This is a genomic window from Rhodoferax fermentans (assembly GCF_002017865.1).
GTDB classification, from domain to species: domain Bacteria; phylum Pseudomonadota; class Gammaproteobacteria; order Burkholderiales; family Burkholderiaceae_C; genus Rhodoferax; species Rhodoferax fermentans.
The window spans coordinates 804,447-827,363 of sequence record NZ_MTJN01000002.1; the positions used below are offsets into that span (position 1 = coordinate 804,447).

General features: G+C 60.6%; 21 protein-coding genes. 14 read left to right on the forward strand and 7 right to left on the reverse strand.

The annotated features are described in order from the left end of the window. Positions 1–13: 13 nt before the first annotated feature. Together RF819_RS04050 and RF819_RS04055 are read right to left on the reverse strand one after the other, a co-directional pair. On the reverse strand, positions 14–1,144 hold the full coding sequence (locus RF819_RS04050) for an ATP-binding protein (protein WP_078363783.1): 1,131 nt from the start codon (positions 1,142–1,144) through the stop codon (positions 14–16). Next, complete coding sequence (locus RF819_RS04055; protein WP_078363784.1) at positions 1,132–1,872, reverse strand: response regulator; 741 nt, start codon at positions 1,870–1,872, stop codon at positions 1,132–1,134. The genes RF819_RS04050 and RF819_RS04055 overlap by 13 nt, the downstream gene beginning before the upstream one ends. Positions 1,873–2,068: 196 nt before the next feature. On the opposite strand from RF819_RS04055, the gene RF819_RS04060 reads away from it, so the two are divergent. Next, complete coding sequence (locus RF819_RS04060) at positions 2,069–2,278, forward strand: hypothetical protein (RefSeq protein WP_078363785.1); 210 nt, start codon at positions 2,069–2,071, stop codon at positions 2,276–2,278. A 26-nt stretch (positions 2,279–2,304) separates the two neighbouring features. Here the strand turns inward: RF819_RS04060 and RF819_RS04065 are convergent, their stop codons facing one another. Together RF819_RS04065 and RF819_RS04070 are read right to left on the reverse strand one after the other, a co-directional pair. Beyond that, positions 2,305–3,201 carry a DNA ligase gene (locus RF819_RS04065; RefSeq protein WP_078363786.1) on the reverse strand — a complete coding sequence of 299 codons (897 nt, stop codon included), beginning with the start codon at positions 3,199–3,201 and terminating at the stop codon, positions 2,305–2,307. A 159-nt stretch (positions 3,202–3,360) separates the two neighbouring features. Continuing rightward, positions 3,361–3,918 (reverse strand): HNH endonuclease, encoded by a 558-nt coding sequence (locus RF819_RS04070; RefSeq protein ID WP_078363787.1) that lies wholly within the window; start codon positions 3,916–3,918, stop codon positions 3,361–3,363. Positions 3,919–4,129: 211 nt separating this feature from the next. On the opposite strand from RF819_RS04070, the gene RF819_RS04075 reads away from it, so the two are divergent. From RF819_RS04075 to pabB, 12 genes are all read left to right on the forward strand, one after another. Next, a complete protein-coding gene (locus RF819_RS04075; RefSeq protein ID WP_078363788.1) occupies positions 4,130–5,125 on the forward strand; it encodes a bifunctional riboflavin kinase/FAD synthetase in 996 nt (331 codons plus the stop codon). Between the two features lie 70 nt (positions 5,126–5,195). After that, positions 5,196–5,948 carry a YoaK family protein gene (locus RF819_RS04080; protein WP_078363789.1) on the forward strand — a complete coding sequence of 251 codons (753 nt, stop codon included), beginning with the start codon at positions 5,196–5,198 and terminating at the stop codon, positions 5,946–5,948. A 68-nt stretch (positions 5,949–6,016) separates the two neighbouring features. After that, the gene (locus RF819_RS04085) at positions 6,017–6,409 is read left to right on the forward strand and encodes a VOC family protein (protein ID WP_078363790.1); all 393 of its coding nucleotides are present in this window, start codon (positions 6,017–6,019) and stop codon (positions 6,407–6,409) included. Between the two features lie 4 nt (positions 6,410–6,413). Next, positions 6,414–6,773, forward strand: coding sequence for a DUF1801 domain-containing protein (locus RF819_RS04090; RefSeq protein WP_078363791.1), 360 nt, complete (start codon positions 6,414–6,416; stop codon positions 6,771–6,773). 169 nt (positions 6,774–6,942) lie between these two features. Further along, positions 6,943–9,807, forward strand: a complete 2,865-nt coding sequence (gene ileS / locus RF819_RS04095; RefSeq protein ID WP_078363792.1) for an isoleucine--tRNA ligase — start codon at positions 6,943–6,945, stop codon at positions 9,805–9,807. Then, a complete protein-coding gene (gene lspA / locus RF819_RS04100; protein WP_078363793.1) occupies positions 9,807–10,334 on the forward strand; it encodes a signal peptidase II in 528 nt (175 codons plus the stop codon). The genes ileS and lspA overlap by 1 nt, the downstream gene beginning before the upstream one ends. A gap of 25 nt (positions 10,335–10,359) precedes the next feature. Next, positions 10,360–12,033, forward strand: a complete 1,674-nt coding sequence (locus tag RF819_RS04105; RefSeq protein ID WP_078363794.1) for a Na/Pi cotransporter family protein — start codon at positions 10,360–10,362, stop codon at positions 12,031–12,033. A 4-nt stretch (positions 12,034–12,037) separates the two neighbouring features. Next, positions 12,038–12,598: a TlpA family protein disulfide reductase gene (locus RF819_RS04110; protein WP_078363795.1), complete on the forward strand. Its 561-nt coding sequence runs from the start codon at positions 12,038–12,040 to the stop codon at positions 12,596–12,598. Positions 12,599–12,726: 128 nt separating this feature from the next. Further along, complete coding sequence (locus RF819_RS04115) at positions 12,727–13,854, forward strand: transglutaminase-like domain-containing protein (protein ID WP_078363796.1); 1,128 nt, start codon at positions 12,727–12,729, stop codon at positions 13,852–13,854. A gap of 186 nt (positions 13,855–14,040) precedes the next feature. Next, positions 14,041–15,054 (forward strand): tRNA (adenosine(37)-N6)-dimethylallyltransferase MiaA, encoded by a 1,014-nt coding sequence (gene miaA / locus RF819_RS04120; RefSeq protein ID WP_078363797.1) that lies wholly within the window; start codon positions 14,041–14,043, stop codon positions 15,052–15,054. 50 nt (positions 15,055–15,104) lie between these two features. Further along, positions 15,105–15,767, forward strand: coding sequence for an ABC transporter ATP-binding protein (locus tag RF819_RS04125; protein WP_078363798.1), 663 nt, complete (start codon positions 15,105–15,107; stop codon positions 15,765–15,767). Next, complete coding sequence (gene pabB, locus RF819_RS04130) at positions 15,751–17,628, forward strand: aminodeoxychorismate synthase component I (protein ID WP_078363799.1); 1,878 nt, start codon at positions 15,751–15,753, stop codon at positions 17,626–17,628. Before RF819_RS04125 ends, pabB begins: the two co-directional genes overlap by 17 nt. A gap of 57 nt (positions 17,629–17,685) precedes the next feature. On the opposite strand, the gene RF819_RS21280 is transcribed toward pabB, so the two are convergent. Next, a complete protein-coding gene (locus RF819_RS21280; RefSeq protein ID WP_158081233.1) occupies positions 17,686–17,844 on the reverse strand; it encodes a hypothetical protein in 159 nt (52 codons plus the stop codon). 917 nt (positions 17,845–18,761) lie between these two features. On the opposite strand from RF819_RS21280, the gene RF819_RS20920 reads away from it, so the two are divergent. Next, complete coding sequence (locus tag RF819_RS20920; protein ID WP_143541598.1) at positions 18,762–19,445, forward strand: alpha/beta family hydrolase; 684 nt, start codon at positions 18,762–18,764, stop codon at positions 19,443–19,445. 237 nt (positions 19,446–19,682) lie between these two features. Here the strand turns inward: RF819_RS20920 and RF819_RS04145 are convergent, their stop codons facing one another. Continuing rightward, positions 19,683–21,026: a sigma-54-dependent transcriptional regulator gene (locus RF819_RS04145; protein WP_078363802.1), complete on the reverse strand. Its 1,344-nt coding sequence runs from the start codon at positions 21,024–21,026 to the stop codon at positions 19,683–19,685. Further along, on the reverse strand, positions 21,023–22,885 hold the full coding sequence (locus tag RF819_RS04150; RefSeq protein ID WP_078363803.1) for a sensor histidine kinase: 1,863 nt from the start codon (positions 22,883–22,885) through the stop codon (positions 21,023–21,025). The genes RF819_RS04145 and RF819_RS04150 overlap by 4 nt, the downstream gene beginning before the upstream one ends. Positions 22,886–22,917 lie beyond the last annotated feature (32 nt).

Consider the following 22,917-nt stretch of genomic DNA (forward strand, 5'->3'; position numbering starts at 1 on the left):
CCACAGAGCGAGCTCAGTCTGCGGGCGGGTGGCCGATGCTACCAAAGCGGGTGACTGCGTCAGCCTTAGACACACGGTCCAGCTGACGTGGCAAGCTCAGGGTGGCCACCAGGCCACCTTCGGGGTGGTTGGCCAGCGTCAGAGCACCACCGTGTCGGCGGGCAATGTCACTGGCCGTGGCCAGACCCAGCCCGACCCCGCCACTGTGGCACGGCTGGGTTGATGCCAGCTGGTAGAACGGGGTCAACACCTTGTTGAACGCCGCCTCGGGGATGCCCGGGCCGTTGTCATGCACTGAAATCTGTAGCTGCTCACCCTTATCCAACAAGGAGATGCGGGCATATTGACCATAACGCAGCGCATTGCCAATGAGGTTGCTCACACAGCGGCGCAGGGCCGAGGCCTGCGCCAGCACCGGCGCACAAGCCAGCTCACCGACCAGCTGCACATCTTGCGCGCTGTCGCGGGCGTCTTCGGCCAGACTGCGCAGCAGGGCCGCCACATCCAGCTGCACCATGGGCTCGGGTTCGGCCAGACCCCGCAGGGTGTCAAGCGTGGTACGGATCATCTCGTGCATTTCGCCAATGTCTTTGTCAAAACGCTGGCGCTGCAAAGGGTCAGGCAGGGCTTGGGCGCGCTGCGCCAGACGGTTCAGCGGGGTGCGCAGGTCATGTGAGACCGCCGCCACAAACTGGTCGCGTTGCAGCATCTGCTGGCGGATGCGCGCCCGCATCTGGTTGAACATGCGGGTGGCTTCGCGGCACTCCAGCGCCCCCTCTTCAAGCAAGGGTGCCCGGCGCAAACAGCTGCCAACCGCCTTGGCCGCCACATTGAGCCTGCGCAATGGCAGCCGCGTCCAGCGGGCCCCGAACCAAGCGGCCAACACCAAGGCCACAGCGTCGAGCAGCCAGCCAAGGTGGACCAGACTGGCCAGCGGTGAAACCACCGGCGCAGCACCCCGCTCGCCCCAGGCCGTCAGCGGTGGCCAGGGCGACAGCCCTGTCACCAGCGTGGCCGCCAGCACCCGACTGACCACCATCGTCAACAGCAACAGCAGCAACAAGCGGCCAAACAAACCAGTGGGCAAAGCCCGCAACACCAGCCGATACAAGCCGCTTGCCATCCGGGCGCTCAGTTGTGCCATGCCGAGCGCCCCTGCACCGACTGGGCGTTGAACATGTAACCGGCGCCACGCACCGTCTTGATCATCGAGGGCGCCTGGGGGTCTTGGGCCAGTTTCTGCCGCAGACGCGACACCAGCAGGTCGATGCTGCGCTCAAACACATCCATGGTCCGCCCGCGCGCCTGCTCCACCAGTTGGTCACGGCTGAACAGCCGCCGCGGGGTCTGCAAAAAGGTTGAGAGCAGCCGGAACTCGGCGTTTGACAGAGCCACGGTCAGCCCGCTGGGTGACGTCAGGCTGCGTTCACTGCGGTGCAGCACCCAGCCATCAAAATGCACCACATCGCTGTACAACAAGGCCGCCGCACTGTCCAGGGTCGGTTTGGCGCGGCGCAACACGGTGTGGATACGCGCCACCAGTTCACGGGGCTCAAACGGTTTGCTGACGTAATCGTCGGCGCCATTTTCCAGACCCATGATGCGGTCATAAATGCCGCGGCGTGCGGTCAACAAAATCACCGGGATCGTCGAACGCTGGCGGATTTCGCGCGACAGCTGCAGCCCATCCACCCCTGGCAGCATCACATCCAGCACCACCAGGTCAATCGGGTGACGCGCCAGCTCAGCCCACATCTGGACGCCATCACCGGCGGTGTGTGCTTTGAAATTAAAACGTGCCAGGTAGTCAGCCAGCAAGCTGGTGATTTCTGCGTCGTCGTCAACGATCAAAAGTTGGGGTTGTGGCTTCATGGCGAACTGCACTGCGGCAAAACCAGTTTAGAACGCAGCGCCTGGGCCGATGGGGCGAATTGGGCGGCTTTTCAACCCCTGTTGGTTTTCTCCAGATGACATTTGTATCTGGCCTGACACAAAGCAGACATTGGCGCGAAACCGGGGGGTTTCAAAATGCTGACACCCTCCTCTTCAACCCCGGAAAGGACACGACATGGGCTCCATCTCTGGTGTCAGTGGCATGCGCAATGCTTGGACCCAAGTCACCCCACAGCGCGACCAGAGACAGGACAAGCCTGCCGCTCGCATCGACGCAGACAGCGGCTCGGATGAGCAAGCGAGCCCGGACAACGCCGTCTCGGACATCGGCCAGATCACCGACATGCCAACGGAGTTCGGCGGATCAGAAGACGCCGGGCACTGAGCGTCAGAACCTCAATCTGCCCTCGCCTATTCTGGTTTTCTCACTCTCAAAAACGAAGCAAATCGCGGCAGGCCTTTGGGTGTGCGCTCGCGGTAGCGGTAGCTCACCAGACTGCCGATGGGCGGTGGGTCGGCGCGTTGGGCGTCGCTGAAACCGGTGCCCAGAGCAAAACGCTGGCCACTGGGCAACTCCAGCAACAAGGCGCCCATCTGGCCATGCAGGCGACCTTTGCCCGGCAGGTGGCCCACCACCCGGGCCTCGTCGTCGGGCTGCGGTTTGAGCTTGCGCAAGGCGCTGCTGCGCCCAGGTGACCACAAGGCGTCGGCGCGGTGCAACACCAGCCCCTCGCCACCGCCTTGCACCGTGGTGGTCAGCAGGGCTTGCAAGGCCTGAGCATCCGACACACGCTGCTGAGGCACGGCCTGTAACCAGGGCTGGGCGGCTTGTGCCAGCACGGCCTGCAAACGCTGAACACGTTCACCAAAAGGCTCAGGGGCACCGGGCAAGTCAAACACCATGTAGCGCACTTGGCGCCAATCGTCCTCCAGCGGAGTAGCGCGGCGCACCAGGCCTGAGAGTTCGTCAAAACGACCGCGCCCGAGCCACAACTCTCCGTCGAGCGCCACAGCAGGCAGAGCGGCGGTGAACCAGCCAGGCGCTGCAATCACCCTGCCACTGCGAAAACGCAGGGTCTGGCCGTCCCAGAAGGCGCGCACACCGTCGAGTTTTTCACTCACCAGGTGAGCCGCCGGGTCCTCTTTGGCCAACCAGTCGCTGGCCAGCATCAAGGCCGGGATGTTGGCAGCGGCCAGCGCGTCCGGTGTGCCCGATGGGCTGGCGGCAGCGGCCAACACCGGTGGACAGGCCCCACCGAGCAACAACGCCAGGCAAGCGACCGATGTGGCGGAGCGTGAAAAATGCATGGAATGCCCCCTTTCGTTGTAGAACAAAAAGGCCTCAAGCCCTTGTTCAACAAGGGCCTATTACTATGACTTTGATATCAACAGCTGTGACGGCTCGGGTGATCCGGTTCCACCCCTGCACGAAACAAAGCGACCGCAGTGTTGGGGCCTCAGCCCCGATCAGGCCGCCAGCCGCGATGACTTGGGCACATGCGCCATCAAAAACGCCATCTGGTCCACGAGGATGCGGCGGTTGCGCAGGATGAAGTCTTCCCACAGGCTGGGCACATAAGGCGTGTAGAGCAGCGGCATGTTGGCCTGCTCGGGCGTGCGGTGGCTTTTGCGGTGGTTGCAGGGTTTGCAGGCGGTGACCACATTCATCCAGGTGTCAATGCCCTTTTGGGCAAACGGGATGATGTGTTCACGTGTCAGGTCGGCCTCGGCAAACCAATCACCACAGTAGGCGCAGATGTTGCGGTCGCGCGCAAACAATTTGGCATTGGTCAGGCCCGGGCGCAGCTCAAACGGGTTGATGTTGGGCACCCCCTTGGTGCCAATGATGCTAGAGACCGTGATGACCGACTGTTTACCGGTGATCGCGTTGTGGCCCCCGTGGAACACGGCCACCTCATGGCCCATTTCCCAGCGGACCTCCTCGGCGGCGTAGTGCAACACCGCTTGTTCCAGCGAAATCCACGATTGGGGCAGCCCCTGGGCTGACAGCTTCAAGACTTTCAAAACACGACTCCCAAAAAAGACGTTATCCGAAACCCGTTCAAAACCTGACATTCACCACCAGAACATTTGGCACGCCCCTGAAGGGATGCAGGAAACGCGCCAATATCCATCCCAACACCGGTCTGGGACACAATATACCCCCTTTACGTGTCAAATTGGCGTCAAGCCCACTTGAACTTTGCCTATTGCGCTATTTAAGTTATAACAAAGAATGAAGATTTACAGGGGTTTCAAGCATCCGGACATTGCACCGGCGTGTGCCTTGACGATTGGCAACTTTGACGGCGTGCACCGCGGCCACCAGGCCATGCTCTCGCTGCTCAAGGGTGAGGCCCAGCAACGTGGGGTGCCCAGCTGTGTGCTGACCTTCGAGCCACACCCGCGCGACCACTTTGCCGCCATCACCCACAACCCGGCGCGGGCACCGGCGCGCGTGGGCACCCTGCGCGACAAACTGATTGATCTGGCGGCCTGTGGTGTCGACCAGATTGTGGTGCTGCCTTTTGACAGCCATCTGGCCAATCTGTCACCGATGGACTTCATCAACCAGGTGCTGCGCCGTGGTTTGGGTGCCACCTATGTGCTGGTGGGGGATGACTTCCGTTTTGGTGCACGGCGCTCCGGTGACTATGCGCTGCTCGACCAGGCCGGGCTGGACCAGGGTTTTGATGTGGCCCGCATGAACAGTTACGAGGTGCACAACCTGCGCGTGTCCAGCTCAGCGGTACGTGAGGCGCTGGGGCAAGGCCGCATGAAAGACGCCACCCGCCTGATGGGCCACCCCTACCGCATCTCGGGCCATGTGGTGCATGGCCGCAAACTCGGGCGCTCGCTCGGCTTCAAAACCCTCAACATGCGGTTTGCGCACTGGAAACCGGCCGCCAGTGGCATTTTTGCAGTGCTGGTCTATGGCCTGAGCCCGCAGCCGCTGCGTGGTGTGGCCAACATGGGCATCCGCCCATCGCTTGACCCCAACGATGTCAACGGCGGGCGTGTGCTGCTGGAAACCCATTGCCTGGACTGGCCAGAGAGCCTGGGTGCCGAAGGTGCCTACGGCAAAATTGTGCGTGTGGAACTGCTCCACAAGTTACACGAAGAACGCAAATACGCGTCCCTGGACGCGTTGACGGCGGGCATCCACCAGGACTGCCTCGATGCCCGCACCTACTTTGACACCCACCCTGAAGCGGGCAGCACCAAAACCTGAGCCCTCTCGGCCTGGTGTGCAGACGGTCTGTCCGCCCAGCCCCCGTTGTGCCATCCGCTACGATGTCCCCATGCCCATTGATTACGCGCGCAGCCTGACCGCCGAAGATCGCTCCCTGCGCAGTGATCGCCACCTCGGGTTCACACTCGCCTTTGTGGCGGGTGCTGCCAACGCGGGGGCTTACCTGGCGGTCAAGCTCTACACCTCACACATGACCGGTCTGGTGTCATCCCTGGCGGACCACATCGCGCTGGGTGAACTCACCCTGGCGCTCAGTGCCTTCGGTGCCGTGTTGTCCTTTCTGCTCGGCGCCACCACCTGCGCACTGATGGTCAACTACGCCAAACGACGTCGGCTGCACAGCCGATACGCGCTGCCGCTATTGCTGGAGGCCTTGTTGTTGCTGGTGTTTGGCCTGCTGGGCGCCAGACTGGCGGGGATGCAAGCTTTGTTTGTCCCGGTGACGGTGATGCTGCTGTGTTTCATCATGGGGCTGCAGAACGCCGTCATCACCAAGATCTCGGGCGCGGTGGTACGGACCACCCACCTCACCGGTGTGATCACCGACCTGGGCATTGAAATAGGTCGCCTGCTCTACTGGAACCGAAGCAGCCGTCCGCAGGACGAACACGTGGTGGCCGACCGCGCCAGGTTGGCCATGCTGGTCATGATGTGTATGTACTTTCTGCTGGGCGGCATTGTGGGTGCGCTCGGCTTCAAACACCTGGGTTACCTCGCCACGCTGCCGCTTGCCGCCTTGCTGGTCGCCCTGTGTCTTGTGCCCATCGTCGACGATCTCAAAAACACCCTCCAACCCGCATGACCCACCTAAGATAGCGCTGCATACCTCTCTGTCAATTGTGCTGATAGGCATCACCATCAGGAGTCCCCATGCTTGCCCATTCGCTGTCCCCTTGCATCACCACAACAAAGGTCGAAGAGTCGCGTGACTTCTACGTCAGGCACTTTGGCGCAAAGGTCACTTTCGACTGCGGCTGGTACGTCAGCCTCGGCTTCGGACAGGGGGCATCGCTTCAGTTCATGGCACCTCAACCCGAGCAGCCGGTCTGTAACCCAGCTGGCTTGACCTACAACTTCAGCGTGTCCGATGTTGACGCCGAGTTTCAGTCATTGGCGGCGTCTGGTCTGGTGGCCGTTTTGCCACTCGAAGACCATCCTTGGGGAGATCGCGGTTTTGCTGTTCAAGACCCCAACGGCATCCTTCTCTACATCTACGCCGAGCGCGAACCCAGCCCTGAATTCAAACAGTATTTCAAGCCCTGACGCCATGCCCGCCAATCGCATCTCCAAATTACTCGAAGACATCCGCGCAATCGATCCTGAGCGTTTCGAGCTGGTACAAGCATTGAGGAACATCGTTCTGGGTCTGGATTCATCCATCTCCGAGGAGGTGAAGTACGGTGGTATCTTGTTCGCCGCTGACCAGCCTTTTTGCGGCATCTTCGTGTACACCAAACACGTTTCGCTGGAGTTCAGTGCGGGCGCGTCGCTCCCAGACACCTTCAAAGTACTGGAGGGTGAAGGCAAGTTACGCCGCCACATCAAGCTGACGTCTGCACAGGACATCGCGCAAAAGCATGTCAGTGACTATCTTCTTTTGGCGCTGAAAGCATCTCCCAAACCCTGAGACCCAGCCCCACGCCACCGTGCGCCAGCAGGGCCTACGGTAAAATCCACCGTTTCGCGCGGCAACACCGACTGCACAACGAACTCACCACCCTTGCCTGGACGCTTAGGCACTGGCATTCGTCAAAACTGCCAAGATGCCCGTGCCTACTTTGCCTTTCAGCCGAACCATGACCACACCTACCGACTACCGCAGCACCCTGAACCTGCCCGACACCCCGTTTCCGATGCGTGGCGACCTGCCCAAGCGTGAACCGGTGTGGGTCAAATCCTGGGAAGACCAAGGCCTGTACCAGAAGCTGCGCACCGCGCGCCAAGGCGCCCCGCTGTTTGTGCTGCACGACGGCCCGCCCTACGCCAACGGCCAGATCCACATGGGCCACGCGGTCAACAAGATTCTGAAAGACATGATCGTCAAGGCGCGCCAGCTCAAGGGGCTGGACGCGGTCTACATCCCGGGCTGGGACTGCCACGGCCTGCCGATTGAAAACGCGATTGAAAAAAAGTTTGGCCGCAAATTGGCACGTGACGACATGCAGGCCAAGAGCCGCGCCTACGCCACCGAACAGATCGCCTTACAAATGGCCGACTTCAAGCGCCTGGGTGTGCTGGGCGACTGGGAGCACCCCTACCGCACCATGGACTTCAAGAACGAGGCCGATGAAATCCGCGCGTTCAAACGTGTGATCGAGCGCGGTTTTGTCTACCGTGGCTTGAAACCGGTGTATTGGTGTTTTGACTGCGGCTCGTCCTTGGCCGAGTTCGAGATCGAATACGCCGACAAGAAGTCACAAACACTGGACGTTGGCTTTGTGTGTGCCGAGCCCGCCAAACTCGCCGCAGCCTTTGGCCTGAACGCGATCAACAAAGACGCCTTTGCCGTCATCTGGACCACCACCGCCTGGACCATCCCGGCCAACCAGGCGCTGAACCTGAACCCGGAGCTGACCTACGCGCTGGTCGATACCGAGCGTGGCCTCTTGGTGCTGGCCGAGAGTCTGGTTGAGAAATGTATGACGCGTTTTGGTCTGACCGGCAACGTGGTCGCCACCACCCTGGGTAAAAACCTCGGTGGTTTGAACTTCAAACACCCGTTCGCCCATGTGGACGCGGGTTACGACCGCCTGAGCCCGATCTACCTGGCCGACTACGCCACCGCCGACGACGGCACCGGCATCGTGCACTCTGCCCCAGCCTACGGTTTGGAGGATTTCAACAGCTGTGTCTCACACGGCATGAAGTACGACGACATCCTGAACCCGGTGCAGGGCAATGGCGTCTACGCGCCCGAGCTGCCGCTGTTTGGCAACCAGCAGATCTGGAAGGCTTGCCCGGTGATCATCGACGCACTGCGTGACGCCGGACGCCTGTTTGCCACCGAGAACATCGTGCACAGTTACCCACATTGCTGGCGCCACAAGACGCCGGTGATCTACCGCGCCGCCGCCCAGTGGTTCATCCGTATGGACGAGGGTGAGGGCATCTTTACCAAGGACAAAGCGCCTCAGACCCTCAGGCAGACTGCCTTGGCCGCTATTGAAAACACAGCGTTTTACCCAGAGAACGGCAAGGTGCGGCTGCGCGACATGATCGCCGGGCGGCCCGACTGGTGTATCTCTAGACAACGCAGCTGGGGGGTGCCGCTGCCGTTTTTCCTGCACAAGGACAGCGGCGAGTTGCATCCCAAAACCATGGACATCCTCGACATCGCCGCCAACATGGTGGAAGAAGGTGGCATCGAAGCCTGGAGCAAGGCCAGCACCGAAGACATTCTGGCCACGGTGGACGCACAAGCCGATGCGCCGTTCTACACCAAGAGCAGCGACATTCTGGAAGTCTGGTTTGACTCCGGCACCACCCACACCACGGTGCTCAAAGGCTCCCACCCCGGTTGCGGGCATGACAGCGGCCCAGAAGCCGACCTGTATCTGGAAGGCCACGACCAGCACCGCGGCTGGTTCCACTCCAGCCTGTTGACCGCTTGTGCGATGTACGACCGTGCGCCCTACTTGGGCATCCTGACGCACGGCTTCACCGTGGACAGCAAGGGCCACAAGATGAGCAAAAGCGCCGGCAACGGCGTTGACCCGCAGGAAACCAGCAAGAAGCTCGGCGCCGAGATCATCCGCCTGTGGGTGGCTGCCAGCGACTACTCGGGCGACATCGCCGGTGACGACAAGATCCTGGCGCGGGTGGTGGACACCTACCGCCGGGTGCGCAACACGCTCAAGTTCCTGCTGGCCAACACCCAGGACTTTGACCCGGCCAAGGACAGCGTGCCCGCAGACCAGCTGCTGGAAATTGACCGCTACGCGTTAAGCCGTGCCGCGCAGTTGCAAGCCGACATCCTGGCGCATTTTGAGGTCTATGAATTCCACCCAGTGGTGGCCAAGCTGCAGATTTATTGCTCGGAAGACCTGGGCGCGTTCTATTTGGACGTGCTCAAGGACCGGCTCTACACCACCGGCGCCAACTCGCTGGCCCGGCGCAGCGCGCAAACCGCGCTGTGGCAAATCACGCAGTCCATGCTGCGCTGGATGGCACCTTTCTTGAGCTTCACCGCGGAAGAAGCCTGGGCTGTGTTGGGTGCCGAAGGCAAAACCCCGGCGGCCACGCGCGACTCGATCTTCATGGACACCTACAGCACCCAGCCTGAGCCCAATGCCGAGCTGCTGGCCAAGTGGAACCGCATCCGCGAGATCCGCGACTTGGTCAACAAAGACATCGAGGTTTTGCGCGCCAACGGCCAGGTCGGCTCGTCCTTGCAAGCCGTGGTGGAACTCACCGTCGGCCCAGATGATCTGGCCTTGCTGCAAAGCCTGGGCGCGGATCTGAAGTTTGTGTTCATCACCTCCGCTATTGAACTGGTAGCTGGTGAGGCTTTATCCATCAGGGCTAGTGCCTCAAATGGCGTGAAGTGTGAGCGTTGCTGGCATTACAGCGACGAGCTGGGCACCGACCCCGCTCACCCGACCCTGTGCCCGCGTTGCACCAGCAACCTGTTTGGCAGCGGTGAAACCCGGAGCTTTGCCTGATGGCCAGCAAAGGCAGGGGCGCAGGCCGATCCAACATGAGCTTCAAGTCGGGCTCGGGCAGCTGGTTGCCCTGGCTGGCTTGGTCGCTGGTGGTGATCCTGGTCGACCAGTTCACCAAGGTGCTGGTGCTGGGTTATTACCAACTCGGTGACAGCCACCCGGTGACGAGCTTTTTCAACCTGGTGCGCGTGCACAACCACGGCGCGGCATTTTCGTTTCTGGCCAGCTCGGGCGGCTGGCAGCGCTGGTTGTTCACCGGTATTGGCATCGGTGCGGCGGTGTTGATCATCTGGCTGCTCAAGTCCCACCCCGGGCAAAAACTGTTTGCTTTTGCGCTGGCCAGCATTCTGGGTGGCGCACTGGGCAATGTCATTGACCGGCTGTTGCACGGTTATGTGGTCGATTTTCTGGACTTTTACTGGAAAAACTGGCATTTTCCGGCCTTCAACATCGCCGACAGTGCCATCACCCTGGGCGCGATTTGCCTGATCCTCGACGAGCTGCTGCGTGTGCGCCGTGGCCGCTGAAACCCACTTGAACTAGACCACCACATTGACCCACCTGCTCAACCTGCTCGCCGCGATTGCCCTGCTGGTGTGGGGCACCCACCTGGTGCGCAAGGACACATTGCGGGTGTTGGGCGCCAACCTGCGCCGGGTGCTGGCGCAAAGTGTGGGCAACCGTTTCACGGCGGTGCTCTCTGGCGTGGGGGTCACCGCGCTGCTGCAGTCAAGCACCGCCACCGCGCTGATCATCTCGGCCTTTGTGGGCCAGGGGCTCATGAGCCTACCCGCCGCGTTGGCGGTGATGCTGGGCGCCGATGTGGGCACCAGCCTGATGGCGTTGGTGTTCTCGCGTGATCTGTCCTGGCTGTCACCGCTGTTCATTTTTCTTGGGGTGGTGCTGTTCATTGCCAAACAAAGCACCAGCACCGGTTATGTCGGACGCATCCTGATTGGTCTGGGCCTGATGCTGCTGGCGCTGAGCCTGGTCCGGGCCTCGGCCAACGAACTCACGCAAGCGCAGGCGGTGCGCGACCTGCTGGCCACCTTGGGCAGCGACCGGCTGCTCGAGATCACCATCGGCGCGGTGTTGTCGGTGCTGAGTTATTCGAGCCTGGCGATTGTGCTGCTGATCGCCACCCTGGCCAACAGCCATGTGGTCACGGTGGATGTGGCGCTCGGCCTGGTGTTGGGCGCCAACCTGGGCAGTGGCCTGCTGGCGGTATTGACCACGCTGCGCTCCCCCATCGAAGCGCGTCAGGTCCCCATGGGCAACCTGATCTTCAAGCTGATGGGTGTGGCGCTGATGGCACCCAGCATGGGCCTGTGGCTCAGCCATGTGCGCCCCAACGTGGCCGACGCGGCCACCACCGTGGTGCTGTTTCACTTCATGTTCAACGCGCTGGCGGCGTTGTTATTCATTGGCCTGACCCAGGTGGTGGCGCGCTGGGTGGCCTACTGGCTGCCGATCCCCAAGCGCAACGCCCTCAATGGCCGCCACCGCCATCTGGACGCCTCGGCGCTGGCGACACCCTCGGTGGCGCTGGCCTGTGCGGTGCGCGAGGCCATGCACCAGGCCGACGTGGTGGAGACCATGCTGCGCGGTGTGCTCGATGTGATCAAGACCAACGACCTCGATCTGGCCAAGTCGCTACAGAAGATGGACGACACGGTGGACCGGCTTTACTCCGACATCAAGTACTACCTGACCAAGATCTCGCGCGAGGCGCTCAACGACAAGGAAGGCCGACGCTGGACCGATGTGATCAGCTTCACGATCAACATGGAGCAGATCGGCGACATCGTCGAGCGCATCCTCGAAGACATCGAAAACAAGAAGATCCGCACCGGGCGCGAGTTTTCACCAGCTGGCATGGCCGAGATCACCGAGTTGCATGGTGACTTGGTCAACAACCTGCGTCTGGGCATGAGTGTGTTCCTCAACGACGACCCGCGCGACGCGATCAAGTTACTCGAAGAAAAAACGCGTTTCCGTGATCTGGAGCTGAAATACGCCGCCAACCACCTTAACCGGCTGACCGACAACACGCTGGAGAGCATCGAAACCAGTTCGTTACACCTGGATTTGATCAGCGAGCTCAAACGCATCAACTCGCTGATTTGTGCGATTGCCTACCCGATTCTGGAGTCCACCGGCGCGCTGGCGCCCAACCGCCTGCGTCAGCCCGCAGCTGCACCGGGTTCACCTGACTCGGCCATTTGAGCGCATGTCCAGTGGGCTGGACGCGCGCACCCGCCACATGAAGCGCACATCACTCACCCTGACCCTGGCTCTGGCGGCCCTGTTCGCCAGCCCCTGGGTGCACGCACAAAACCACCAACTTGCCACCTGGCCAGCACACCGCCCTGTCCCGGCACGGGTGGGCACCGACCTTCAGGGCAAGGTGTGGCACTTGGCCGACTTGCGTGGCAAGGCGGTGTTGATCAATTTTTGGGCCAGTTGGTGTGCGCCCTGCCTGGCAGAAATGCCGTCCCTGCAAACCTTGGCGCAAGCCTATGGGCCCGAGAAACTGGTGGTGCTGGCGGTGAACTTCAAGGAGTCAAACGCCATCGTGCAGCGTTTTGTGCAACGAACCCAGTTTGATCTGCCGGTGCTGCTGGACCCGACCGGGGTGATGGCAAACCAGTGGGGTGCCCGTGTGTTCCCGACCACCGTGTTGGTGGCCGCCAACGGGCAAGTGCGTACAGTGATTCGCGGTGAGGTGGATTGGTCAAGCCAGCAGGCCGCCACACTGATCGAGCCTTTGCTGAACCCTTCGGCCCCCTAGGCCCTCCAGGCACACCGCGATAATCTGCGCTTCGACCACGGGCCAGCCCGGCATCGCCACAGCCGAGATGCGTACCTTTCCCTACGCAGACGGCACTTGTCCTTTTCCACTTTTCCGGAGCTCTCTACATGACCCCCGTTCACACCCAAGCACGCCGTGCTTTTATGAAAAATATGGCGGCAGCCGCCGCAGCAGCTTCATTGCCTGCTATATCTTTTGCACAAAACACAGCAGCGACCGAACACAAGTTTGCGCCGCAAGCAGGCACCTGGCGCAGTTTTGAGGTCACCACCCGGGTCAACATCCTCAAGCCCCAAGGTGTCACACGCCTGTGGCTGCCCATGCCGTCCGTCAATACCGACTGGCAACAATCCTTGGGCAGCAGTTTCTCCAGCAATGGCAAGACCCAGATCACCAGCGATGGTCGGTATGGTGCACAGATGTTGTATGTCGAGTTTGCCGAGAACGAAGCCAAACCTGTTGTCGAGCTGACCAGCAAAGTCCGGACCCAAAACCGCTCTGTCGACTGGGCACACCCACACGCCGCCAGCGAAGACCAGGCGGCGCTGAACTATTGGACCCAGCCCACCCATTTGTTGCCCACCGACGGCATCGTGCGCCAGACCGCGCTGCAAGCCATTCGCGGCGCACGTACCGATGTTGAAAAAGCCCAAAAACTCTACGACTGGGTGGTGGTCAACACCTTCCGTGAACCCAAGGTGCAAGGCTGCGGCGAGGGCGAGATCCAGACCATGCTGGAAACCGGCAACCTGGGTGGCAAATGTGCGGACCTGAATGCGCTGTTTGTCGGCTTGTGCCGCTCGGTCGGTCTGCCCGCCCGCGATGTTTACGGGCTGCGGTTGGCGCCCTCGGCCTTTGGTTACAAGCAGTTGGGTGGCAATTCAGCCAGCCTGCAGGGTGCACAGCACTGCCGGGCTGAGGTCTACCTCAAGCAGTATGGCTGGGTGGCGATGGACCCTGCGGACGTGACCAAGGTCATGCGCCAGGAAACACCAGAGTGGATCAAGTCGTCCAACCATGCCCTGGTGGCCCCGGTCAACAAGGCCCTTTTTGGCAGCTGGGAAGGCAACTGGATGGCCTACAACACCGCCCACGACGTGACGCTGCCCCATTCCACCGGGCCGCGCTTGGGCTTCCTGATGTACCCGGTGGCCGAAAATGCCGCTGGCCGCCTGGACTCTTACGCCCCGGACGACTTCAAATACCAGATCAGCGCCCGGGACATCACGGCTTGATGGTCAGACTGGGCTTGGGGTGTCCCCACGCCCGCTGACACGGTGTCGGTTTTTATAGAGGTTCTGGATGAAAGTCTTATTTGTTCTTGCTTTGGCTACATGGGTTTGCGGGTGCGCTCACGCCACCGCAGAATCCGGGCACAACACCGTGATCGTGCAAAGCAACACCCCTGGGTTGGAAGGCCGATGAACCAGCCCGCTGCCCTGCCCCCCTACTTGGCGCTGGTTGGCCCCACCGCAGCGGGCAAAACCGCCGCCGCGCTGGCCATTGCACAGCAACACCCGGTCGAGATCATCAGCATTGACTCGGCCCTGGTTTACCGGGGCATGGACATTGGCACCGCCAAACCCAGCGCAGCTGAACTGGCCGCCGCACCGCACCATCTGATCAACATCCGCGACCCCTTGCACGCCTACAGCGCGGCCGAGTTTGTGGCAGATGCCAGCCAGCTGATCCACGACATCCACACCCGTGGCAAGTTGCCGTTGCTGGTCGGTGGCACCATGCTGTATCTGAAGGCCCTGCGCCAGGGTCTGGACGACCTGCCCAAGGCCGATGCGGCCGTGCGCGCCCAGATCGAATTGGAAGCCGCGCAACACGGCTGGCCCGCGATGCATGCTGAGCTGGCGCAAGTGGACCCGGTCACGGCCGCACGGCTGGCACCTGGCGACTCACAACGCATCTCGCGGGCGCTGGAGGTGTGGCGCCTCACCGGGCAAACGCTGGCCAGTTTTCACACTAGCAAAAAAGAAGCTACTAGCCCAATGGATACAAGGGCTACAGGCCCAAATGGTGCTGAAGATGCTGCAACGTCGATGCTGATCTCGCTGGAGCCGCTGGAGCGCAGCTGGCTGCATTTGCGCATTGCCCAGCGTTTTGACGAGATGCTCAGACAAGGCTTGCTCGACGAGGTGCAGGCCTTGCGCGCGCGCGGTGACCTGAACCCCGATTTGCCCTCGATGCGCTGCGTCGGTTACCGCCAGGTCTGGGAAGCGCTCGACGGCCTGTGGCCTATCAGTGAGTTGCGCGACAAAGGCATTTTTGCCACCCGCCAACTCGCCAAACGCCAGATCACCTGGCTACGCAGCATGCCCGAGCGCCAGGTTGTGGCCTGCGATACACCCGATGCATTGCAACAGGTGCTGGCGCTGGCCAATACCTTTGTGGCGGGTTTGCCCCCAGAGACACTGCGGCACTGACATCTGGCCTATCCTCGCCGCACCGCAGGACAGCCCCACAGCACCCCACCATGAGCCTGATCATCCAGAACTTGAGCAAACACTACGGCAGCGTGCCGGTGTTTCGCAACGTCTCGCTTCATGTGCAGACGGGTGAGTTTGTCGCCATCGTGGGTGAATCGGGTGTCGGCAAATCCACCCTGCTCAACTGCATGGCCGGGCTCGACAGCTGGGACAGCGGCAGCGTGCTGCTGGACGGGCTGGACCTGAGCACCCAGAGTGACGACCAGCTGGCCCGCCTGCGGCGCGAAAAAACCGGTTTTGTGTTCCAGGCCTTCCACGTGTTGCCGCACCTGAGCGTGAGCCAGAACGTGGCCCTGCCGCTGATGCTGCTGGGTCAGCTGGACGAGGCACGCGTACAAACCATGTTGACCGAGGTCGGCCTCGAAGGTTTGGGTGAGCGCCTGCCACAACAGCTCAGCGGTGGCCAGTTGCAGCGGGTGGCGATTGCCCGGGCGCTGGTGCACCGGCCGATGTTGCTGCTGGCCGACGAACCTACCGGCAACCTCGACCCACGCACCGCCGAGCGGGTGATGGACGCCCTGGTCAGCCAGACCCGCGCCCATGGCGCCGCGATGGTGCTGGTGACACACTCGGTGGCCGCTGCGGCGCGTGCCGACCGCAGGCTGCTGCTGACTGCCGACGGTTTGCTGGACCATGCTGATCCGGCTTGACTTTGCCGACCCGCACCGCCCACCCGGCGCACCCGACGCCGCAGGCACACCAGGCAGCAGCGCAGCATCGGGCACTTTGCGCGCCAGTTTCGAGGCACCGCTACACACACTGATCGCCCACACGCCCGAGCAGGTCAAACCTCTGCTAAACGCGGTGGACAACTTTGCCAAGCAAGGCCTGTGGTGTGTGGGGTATTTACGTTATGAAGCGGCCAGCGCCTTCGATGCGGCACTGCAAACCCACCCAGCAAACGGCCCGCTGGCTTGGTTTGGCGTGTTTGAACAGGCCCAAACCTGGCCAGAGACGCCAACGGTGGCCACTGCAGCCCGGTCACAAGATGCACCGCCTCCAGCGGCCCCAGGTGGCCCTGGTTCGCAAATTCAGCCCCAAGACCTGACGCCCACTTCTGTGACTTGGCAGAACCCACTGAGCCACGAGCAGTTCGATAACAACCTGGCCACCATCCACGAGGCGATTGGCGCCGGTGAGTATTACCAGGTGAACTACACGACCCCACTGCAAGGTGACTTTGTGGGCGACCCGCTGGTGCTGTTCGCACGCCTGCAACAAGCCCAACCCGGTGGTTACGCGGCGTTCATTGACACTGGCGCCGAGCAAATCCTGTCCGTTTCACCCGAGCTGTTTTTTGACTGGGACGGCCAGCACATCCTGACCCGGCCAATGAAAGGCACCGCCCCACGCGGCCAGACGCCGCAGGAGGATGCGGCCTTGGTGCAAGCGCTCACAGCGTCACCCAAGGAACGCGCCGAGAACGTGATGATTGTGGATTTGCTGCGCAACGACCTGTCGCGCATCGCCCTTCCCCACACGGTGCAGGTGCCGTCCCTGTTTGCCGTGCAGACCCTGCCCACGGTGCACCAGATGGTGTCGGACGTGACCGCTCAAACCCGCCCCAGTACGAGCTTGAGCGAAGTGTTTGGCGCGCTGTTTCCTTGCGGCTCGATCACCGGCGCACCCAAAGTGCGGGCCATGCAGGCCATCCACGACCTTGAACCCGAGGCTCGCGACGTCTACTGCGGTGCCATCGGTGTGGTGCGTCCCGGCGGCCACGCCACCTTCAACGTGGCGATCCGCACGGTGACGCTGTATGGCCAACAAGCCCGCTGCGGTATTGGCAGCGGCATCACCTTTGACGCCACCGCGCCCAACGAATGGCGTGAATGGCAACACAAACGCGGTTTTCTGGAGCGCGCCAGCGAAGCCTTTCAACTGCTGGAAACCCTGCGTCTGCAGGCCGGTGTGTTTCACCATTTAGGAGCACACTTGGCAAGATTGGCGAGGGCTGCAGCGCATTTTGGCTATCCTTATGACGAGGGGCGTGTGCGCGCTGCCTTGCAAACCCTGCTGGGCCCCAACACGCCTCATCAAGATGACAGCGTTGCCTGGCGGGTGCGCCTGCTGCTGGATGCCCAGGGAACACCGGTGGTTGAGAGGTTTAAGCTAAATCACACCCCAGCCCTCGTATCGCTTGGGCTAGCAGCTATTCCTTTTGAAGCAGCACAGAGTGAATTCACCCGCTTCAAAACCACCCGCCGCGCCCACTACGAGGCCTTGGCCCCCACCGACCCAGCCGCTTTTGACACCCTGCTCTACAACGAACGTGGTGAACTGACCGAATGCACCCGAGGTAACATCGCGGTGCTGCTGGACGGCCAGTGGCTCACCCCCGCACTGCACTGCGGCCTGCTGGATGGCGTGGGGCGGGCGCAGTATCTGGCGCAAGGCCGATTAAAAGAAGCCATCATCACCCTGGCCGACCTGCCGCGTGTGCAGCGCTGGGCATTTGTCAACAGCTTGCGCGGGTGGGTGGATGCGCAGCTGGTGGGCAGGGGCGACTGAGTGCATCCAACGGGCTGGCCGCGCCGCCCACCACCAACTTAAGCACATACGTGTCAATCAAGATGCTGGAAACAGCCAGAACCACCCCAACGCTGCCCAGATAAGGGGGCTTGGTAGCCAAGGCAACTGCACGGCCAGAACTCGATCCCACAACAGCAAGGTGCTCAGCGCCTGATTGAGGGTGGCCACCGACACGTTGCGCTGTGTAGTCAACATGGAGGAAAACTGCTGTACCTCCACCGCAACCATGTCACTCGGGTGATGAAAATCTCACCCAATACACGTCAGCCTCTTCTGTGCGCAGGCTATAGTCTTTGTGACGCAAGACCTCTCGCCATCAGTCCTGCAACCGGGTCGATTAGGGGAGTTTGGAGAATGGTTTTCATGAGAGGCACAACAACCTTTTTGTTTACACAGCCTTCGGCTTTTAGATCAGGGCTGCAAGCGACTGTTTGGCGATGGTAGAACACCCGTAAAAACTCGCTTACCCAGCTTTTTATGCCGTCTAGGGCGGGCTGCTCAGGATAAGCACTTGACTCCATCACGTTCTACATCAAAAGGACACCAATGAGTTCGACCGTGTTTTCACGATATTTTCAGGCGTTGTAACGTTCGTTCTCGGCCAGGTTTTTGTGAAACCGGTTATTGATCCTGTCCAAGACTTGAAGAAAACGATTAGGCAGATTTCCCACTGCCTTATTGAACGTGCAAACGTAATTGCAAATCCCGGCATTCCAACTTCCGCAGTGAAGCGTGAAAATTCGCAAGATCTGCGGTGCCTTTCATCTCAGCTGCAAGCCCATCTATATTTGGTTCCGCTGTATGGCATCATGGGGAAGGTTTTCATTCTTGCGTCAAAGCAAAGCATACGTGCCGCTTCCATTGCATTAATTGGTCTCTCGAACAGCATACATCAGCCATCCGAGCATATTTACAATGGAAGTGAAAAGCGTGTTGAGACCATATGCGACTCGCAATGAATCTTTCTAGCAGAGGGTGATCGGTTGCAAAAAAATTCTTGACGTTGAACCCATTACTTCAGTGAACCACCACACGCTGCACCTGTGGTTCTCTCAGTTTTGCGACGGTAACCCCTTAATTAAAATCTTATATCTTCTTCTTTAGCAAGACCCGTGAGTAACACAAAAAATATCCTCCTTTTGGTAGGCCGAGATGATTGGCAAAAAGATGAGGCTTTGAATTTAGTTTTACTCAATAAGTTAACAAAATACAATATCGAAATAATTTGGGAAGACCCTGCAGCCAAAGTCATTCATCATCTCAGAAAAATTGAGAACAAAATAGGCATTCATGAGAAAACAGTAAAACACCTGAATCTCCGGATAGTTCAGATAGTTTATGGATTATTAAACCCATCTTATCTTGCCTATCTCTATAAAAGAAGAAGCAAATCTGTGTTATCTCGTTGCCATTCATTAGCAAAAATGATTTGCAAACGTGGTATTGCGGCACAGACAATCATTCTTTCACGATCTTCTGGCGGGCGAGTTGCATCGTTAATTGCAGATGAATTGGGAATCAAACATATTGTTTGTTTAGGCTACCCTTTCAATCATCCAGATCACGGGGATGAACCCGAACGATATGCACACTTGGTACATTTAAAAACACCAATGCTCATTATTCAAGGGATTGATGATGCGTATGGCGGCTTAGAAATAAAATACAAGTATGCTTTTAGTGAAAACATAGAGCTCTCTTTTTTCAAATCCGATCATAACTTCGACATTTCCGATGCAATGGCTCACGAAATCGTCGAGTTGATTGAACGTGTCACGGGTTTGGGCCAAAAATAACAAAACTTGACGCTAGACGACATGACGTGCCCTCATTGAAGTAAAAGTTAACCCGCCTTGCAGACCGCACGCACTCTACAGGGATGACCCGGTGCCGGACAATGTATAAAAATGGCACGCTATCCCTGATGTTACCTGGGCTAGCAGCTATACATTCTGAATCTTCCAACAGCTACTTCGGACGCTTCAAAATCACGCGCTGCGGCAACACCGCCGTGCGGCGGTGTCTTCGTGCGTTCAGCCCGCGCCAATCTCCGACAACCCGTATTTCCTGATCTTGTCGTGCAAGGTGGTTTTGGCCAGGCCGAGGGCTTCGGCGCTGCGCGCCAGGCTGCCGTGGTGGCGACGCAGGGCGTCGGCGATCAGGGCGCGCTCAAAGGCGTTGACGGTCTCGGCCAGGGGGCGCACACGGTCATCCGCTTCGTTGCCAAAAGGCGGCGCGCCAGACTCGATGCCCAGCACACAGCGGTCGGCCACGTTGCGCAGTTCACGCACATTGCCGGGCCAGTGGTAGGCCATCAGCTGGCCGGTGCGTGCGGCGTCATCGGCTGGCACCGGCCGCCCATGGCGCGCTGCCGCCTGCAGCAAAAAGTGCTGAAACAACAGCGGGATGTCTTCACGCCGCTCGCGCAGCGGTGGCAAGGGCACGGTGGCGACACTGAGCCGGTAATACAGATCGGCGCGAAAACGGCCCTGCTCGGACAAGGCGCGCAGGTCTTCCTTGGTGGCGGCCACAATGCGGCAGTCAATCGGGATCGGGGTGTTGGAGCCCAGCCGCTCGAGCGTGCGTTCCTGCAGCACACGTAACAGCTTGATCTGCATCGGCACCGGCATGGTCTCGATTTCGTCGAGGAACAAAGTACCGCCATTGGCGTATTCGATCTTGCCGATGCGGCGTTTGCTGGCGCCGGTGTAGGCGCCTGCCTCGTGGCCAAAAATTTCGCTCTCAAACAGCGTCTCGGGCAAACCACCACAGTTGATCGCCACGAAGTTGCCTTTGCGCCGCGAGCTGGCCTCGTGCAGGCAGCGCGCGACCAGTTCCTTGCCGGTGCCGGTTTCGCCCTGGATCAGCACATCGGCGGCGCTGTCGGCCAAGCCGCTGATCAGTGTGCGCAGTTTGCGCATGCCGTCTGCGTTGCCAATCAGGCGCGCTTCGATCTGGTCGCGGCCATCCAGGCGGTTGCGCAGGTCGCGCACTTCCAGGGTAAGCTGGCGTTTCTCCAACGCACGGCGCACCACCTCGACCAGGTATTCCGGCGAAAACGGCTTCTGGATGAAATCGTGCGCACCGTCTTTCATGGCCTGGACCGCCATCGAGATGTCGCCATGGCCGGTGATCAACACCACCGGCAGCTGTGGGTCCACCGCCAGCACTTCGCGCAAAAAAGTCATGCCGTCCATACGCGGCAGGCGGATGTCGCTGACGATGACACCGCGAAAATCCTTGCCCAACAAGGGCCTAGCCGCCTCGGCGCTGGCCACACTGTCGGTCAAGATGCCTTCAAGCTGCAGCGCCTCCTCACAACCCAGGCGCACATCCGGGTCGTCTTCGATGATCAGTACTTTGAGGGCGTCGGTCATGGTGCCGGTGTGGCTAGGGGGATATCCAGGGTGAAGACGGCGCCGCCGTCAGGATGGTTGGCGCCGCTGAGCGTACCACCGAAGTCGCTCACGATACCGGCCGAAATCACCAGCCCCAGGCCAAGGCCAACCCCGGCCTCTTTGGTGGTGAAGAAGGGTTCAAACAAACGCGCCAACACCTCCGCACTCAGGCCCACACCGTGGTCCCGCACGGTCAGGCGCAGCATGCTGCCCTGGGTGGTGCCATGGATCTCCAGACCAGGACGGGTGTGACCAACCATGGCGTCGAGTGCATTGCTGAGCAGGTTGACGATGACCTGCTCCAGCCGGTTGGCGTCACACAACGCGAACAGTGCTGCATCAGGGAAATCCATCTTGACCTCGGCGCCGCTGCTGCGCAGGCGCTGGTCCAGGATGGCCACCGCATGGGTGACCACCTGGCAGATGTCGACCGGCCGGGCTTGCCCGCTGGACTTGTGGGCAAAGGCCTTGAGTTGCCCGGTGATCAAGCCCATGCGGTCCACCAGCTGGGCGATGCGCTCCAGGTTGGAGCGTGCGGTGCTGTCGTCACCCCGTTCCAGAAAACGCACCGCATTGCCTGAGAGTGTGCGCAGCGCCGCCAGCGGCTGGTTGAGTTCATGCGCGATGCCCGCCGAGAGCTGACCGATGACCGCCAGTTTGCCGGCCTGGATCAACTCGTCCTGCGCAGCGCGTAATGTGCGCTCAGCGCGCACCCGCTCCACCACTTCGTCTTGGAGTTGCTGGTTGGCACAAGACAGATCTGCGGTGCGTTCCTCGACCTTGCGTTCGAGCTCATCGTGGGCCTTTTGCAAGGCTTCGCGGGCGGCCAGGCGGTCGCGCAGGTGCCGGCGACGCTGGTAGACCATTGAGGCCAGAATCCACAGCAGAATCGTTGTGACACCCGCCACACTGGCGCGGATGAAGCTCATCTCGTTGACCGGTTTGACGTGGGAGAACACCGTGAGTGTCCAGGGTGTGCCGGGCATGGCCTGGGACTGTGCCAGAAAGTTGCCCGCCACCGGATAGGCCGAGACCATCTCCTGCGGCTGTTTGGCCAGCTGCACCAGGCGTGCACCCTGGCTCAGGTCGCCCATCTCCCTGACACCGAGTGGTTGCAGGGCGCGGCGGTTGTACTGCTGGGTGCGGTCAAAACTTTTGCGGGTACCCTCGTCCAGGGGCCGCAGTGTGGTGAACTTCCAGTCGGGCACCGAGCTCAGGATGACCACCCCGTTTTCATCAGCCACCAGCACCGGCGCCTCCACCGTGGACCACGACTGCTCCAACTGGTCCAGACCCACCTTGACAATCGCCACACCGAGGGTGCGGCTGTCGTCACTCAAAGCTGAGGACAGGTAATAACCCGGTTCACTGCGGGTGGTGCCGATGCCAAAAAAGCGCCCACTGCCGGTGTCCATCGCTTCACGGAAGTACGGGCGAAAAGCGAGGTCTTCGCCCAGGTAACTGTCACTGCGTCGCCAGTTGCTGGTGGCACGTACCGTACCCTGGTCGTTGATCACGTAAATGGCCAAGGTGCCTGCGCGTTCATTGAGGCGCTCAAGGTAGACATTGGCTTGGGCGGTGCGGCGTGGGTCGTCTGCCTGGGTGAGTACATCCAGAACGTCGCGTTCCAAACCGAGGGTGGCCGGGAAATAGGCGTATTTGCCAATTTCGCGCTCCAGGCTGGCGGTGTACAGATCAAGCCGATGCCTGCCGGTGGTCTGCAACTCGGTCAAACCCATGCGCTGGCTGATCTGATAGGTCGTCAGCGATGTCGCGGCCACCAGCGCAGTCAGCACCAGCAACAGTAGGGAAAAGCGCAAGGGTTGACGGGTGAACATGGGCTGGGCAGGTGGCTTTCAAAAAACGTTGT

Excerpts from the sequence above, each read along its gene's own strand:
- RF819_RS04050 (WP_078363783.1), bottom strand. The coding sequence starts at position 1,144 with ATGGCACAACTGAGCGCCCGGATGGCAAGCGGCTTGTATCGGCTGGTG.
- RF819_RS04055 (WP_078363784.1), bottom strand. The coding sequence starts at position 1,872 with ATGAAGCCACAACCCCAACTTTTGATCGTTGACGACGACGCAGAAATC.
- RF819_RS04060 (WP_078363785.1), top strand. The coding sequence starts at position 2,069 with ATGGGCTCCATCTCTGGTGTCAGTGGCATGCGCAATGCTTGGACCCAA.
- RF819_RS04065 (WP_078363786.1), bottom strand. The coding sequence starts at position 3,201 with ATGCATTTTTCACGCTCCGCCACATCGGTCGCTTGCCTGGCGTTGTTG.
- RF819_RS04075 (WP_078363788.1), top strand. The coding sequence starts at position 4,130 with ATGAAGATTTACAGGGGTTTCAAGCATCCGGACATTGCACCGGCGTGT.
- RF819_RS04080 (WP_078363789.1), top strand. The coding sequence starts at position 5,196 with ATGCCCATTGATTACGCGCGCAGCCTGACCGCCGAAGATCGCTCCCTG.
- RF819_RS04085 (WP_078363790.1), top strand. The coding sequence starts at position 6,017 with ATGCTTGCCCATTCGCTGTCCCCTTGCATCACCACAACAAAGGTCGAA.
- RF819_RS04090 (WP_078363791.1), top strand. The coding sequence starts at position 6,414 with ATGCCCGCCAATCGCATCTCCAAATTACTCGAAGACATCCGCGCAATC.
- ileS (WP_078363792.1), top strand. The coding sequence starts at position 6,943 with ATGACCACACCTACCGACTACCGCAGCACCCTGAACCTGCCCGACACC.
- lspA (WP_078363793.1), top strand. The coding sequence starts at position 9,807 with ATGGCCAGCAAAGGCAGGGGCGCAGGCCGATCCAACATGAGCTTCAAG.
- RF819_RS04110 (WP_078363795.1), top strand. The coding sequence starts at position 12,038 with ATGTCCAGTGGGCTGGACGCGCGCACCCGCCACATGAAGCGCACATCA.
- RF819_RS04115 (WP_078363796.1), top strand. The coding sequence starts at position 12,727 with ATGACCCCCGTTCACACCCAAGCACGCCGTGCTTTTATGAAAAATATG.
- miaA (WP_078363797.1), top strand. The coding sequence starts at position 14,041 with ATGAACCAGCCCGCTGCCCTGCCCCCCTACTTGGCGCTGGTTGGCCCC.
- RF819_RS04125 (WP_078363798.1), top strand. The coding sequence starts at position 15,105 with ATGAGCCTGATCATCCAGAACTTGAGCAAACACTACGGCAGCGTGCCG.
- pabB (WP_078363799.1), top strand. The coding sequence starts at position 15,751 with ATGCTGATCCGGCTTGACTTTGCCGACCCGCACCGCCCACCCGGCGCA.
- RF819_RS21280 (WP_158081233.1), bottom strand. The coding sequence starts at position 17,844 with ATGTTGACTACACAGCGCAACGTGTCGGTGGCCACCCTCAATCAGGCG.
- RF819_RS04145 (WP_078363802.1), bottom strand. The coding sequence starts at position 21,026 with ATGACCGACGCCCTCAAAGTACTGATCATCGAAGACGACCCGGATGTG.
- RF819_RS04150 (WP_078363803.1), bottom strand. The coding sequence starts at position 22,885 with ATGTTCACCCGTCAACCCTTGCGCTTTTCCCTACTGTTGCTGGTGCTG.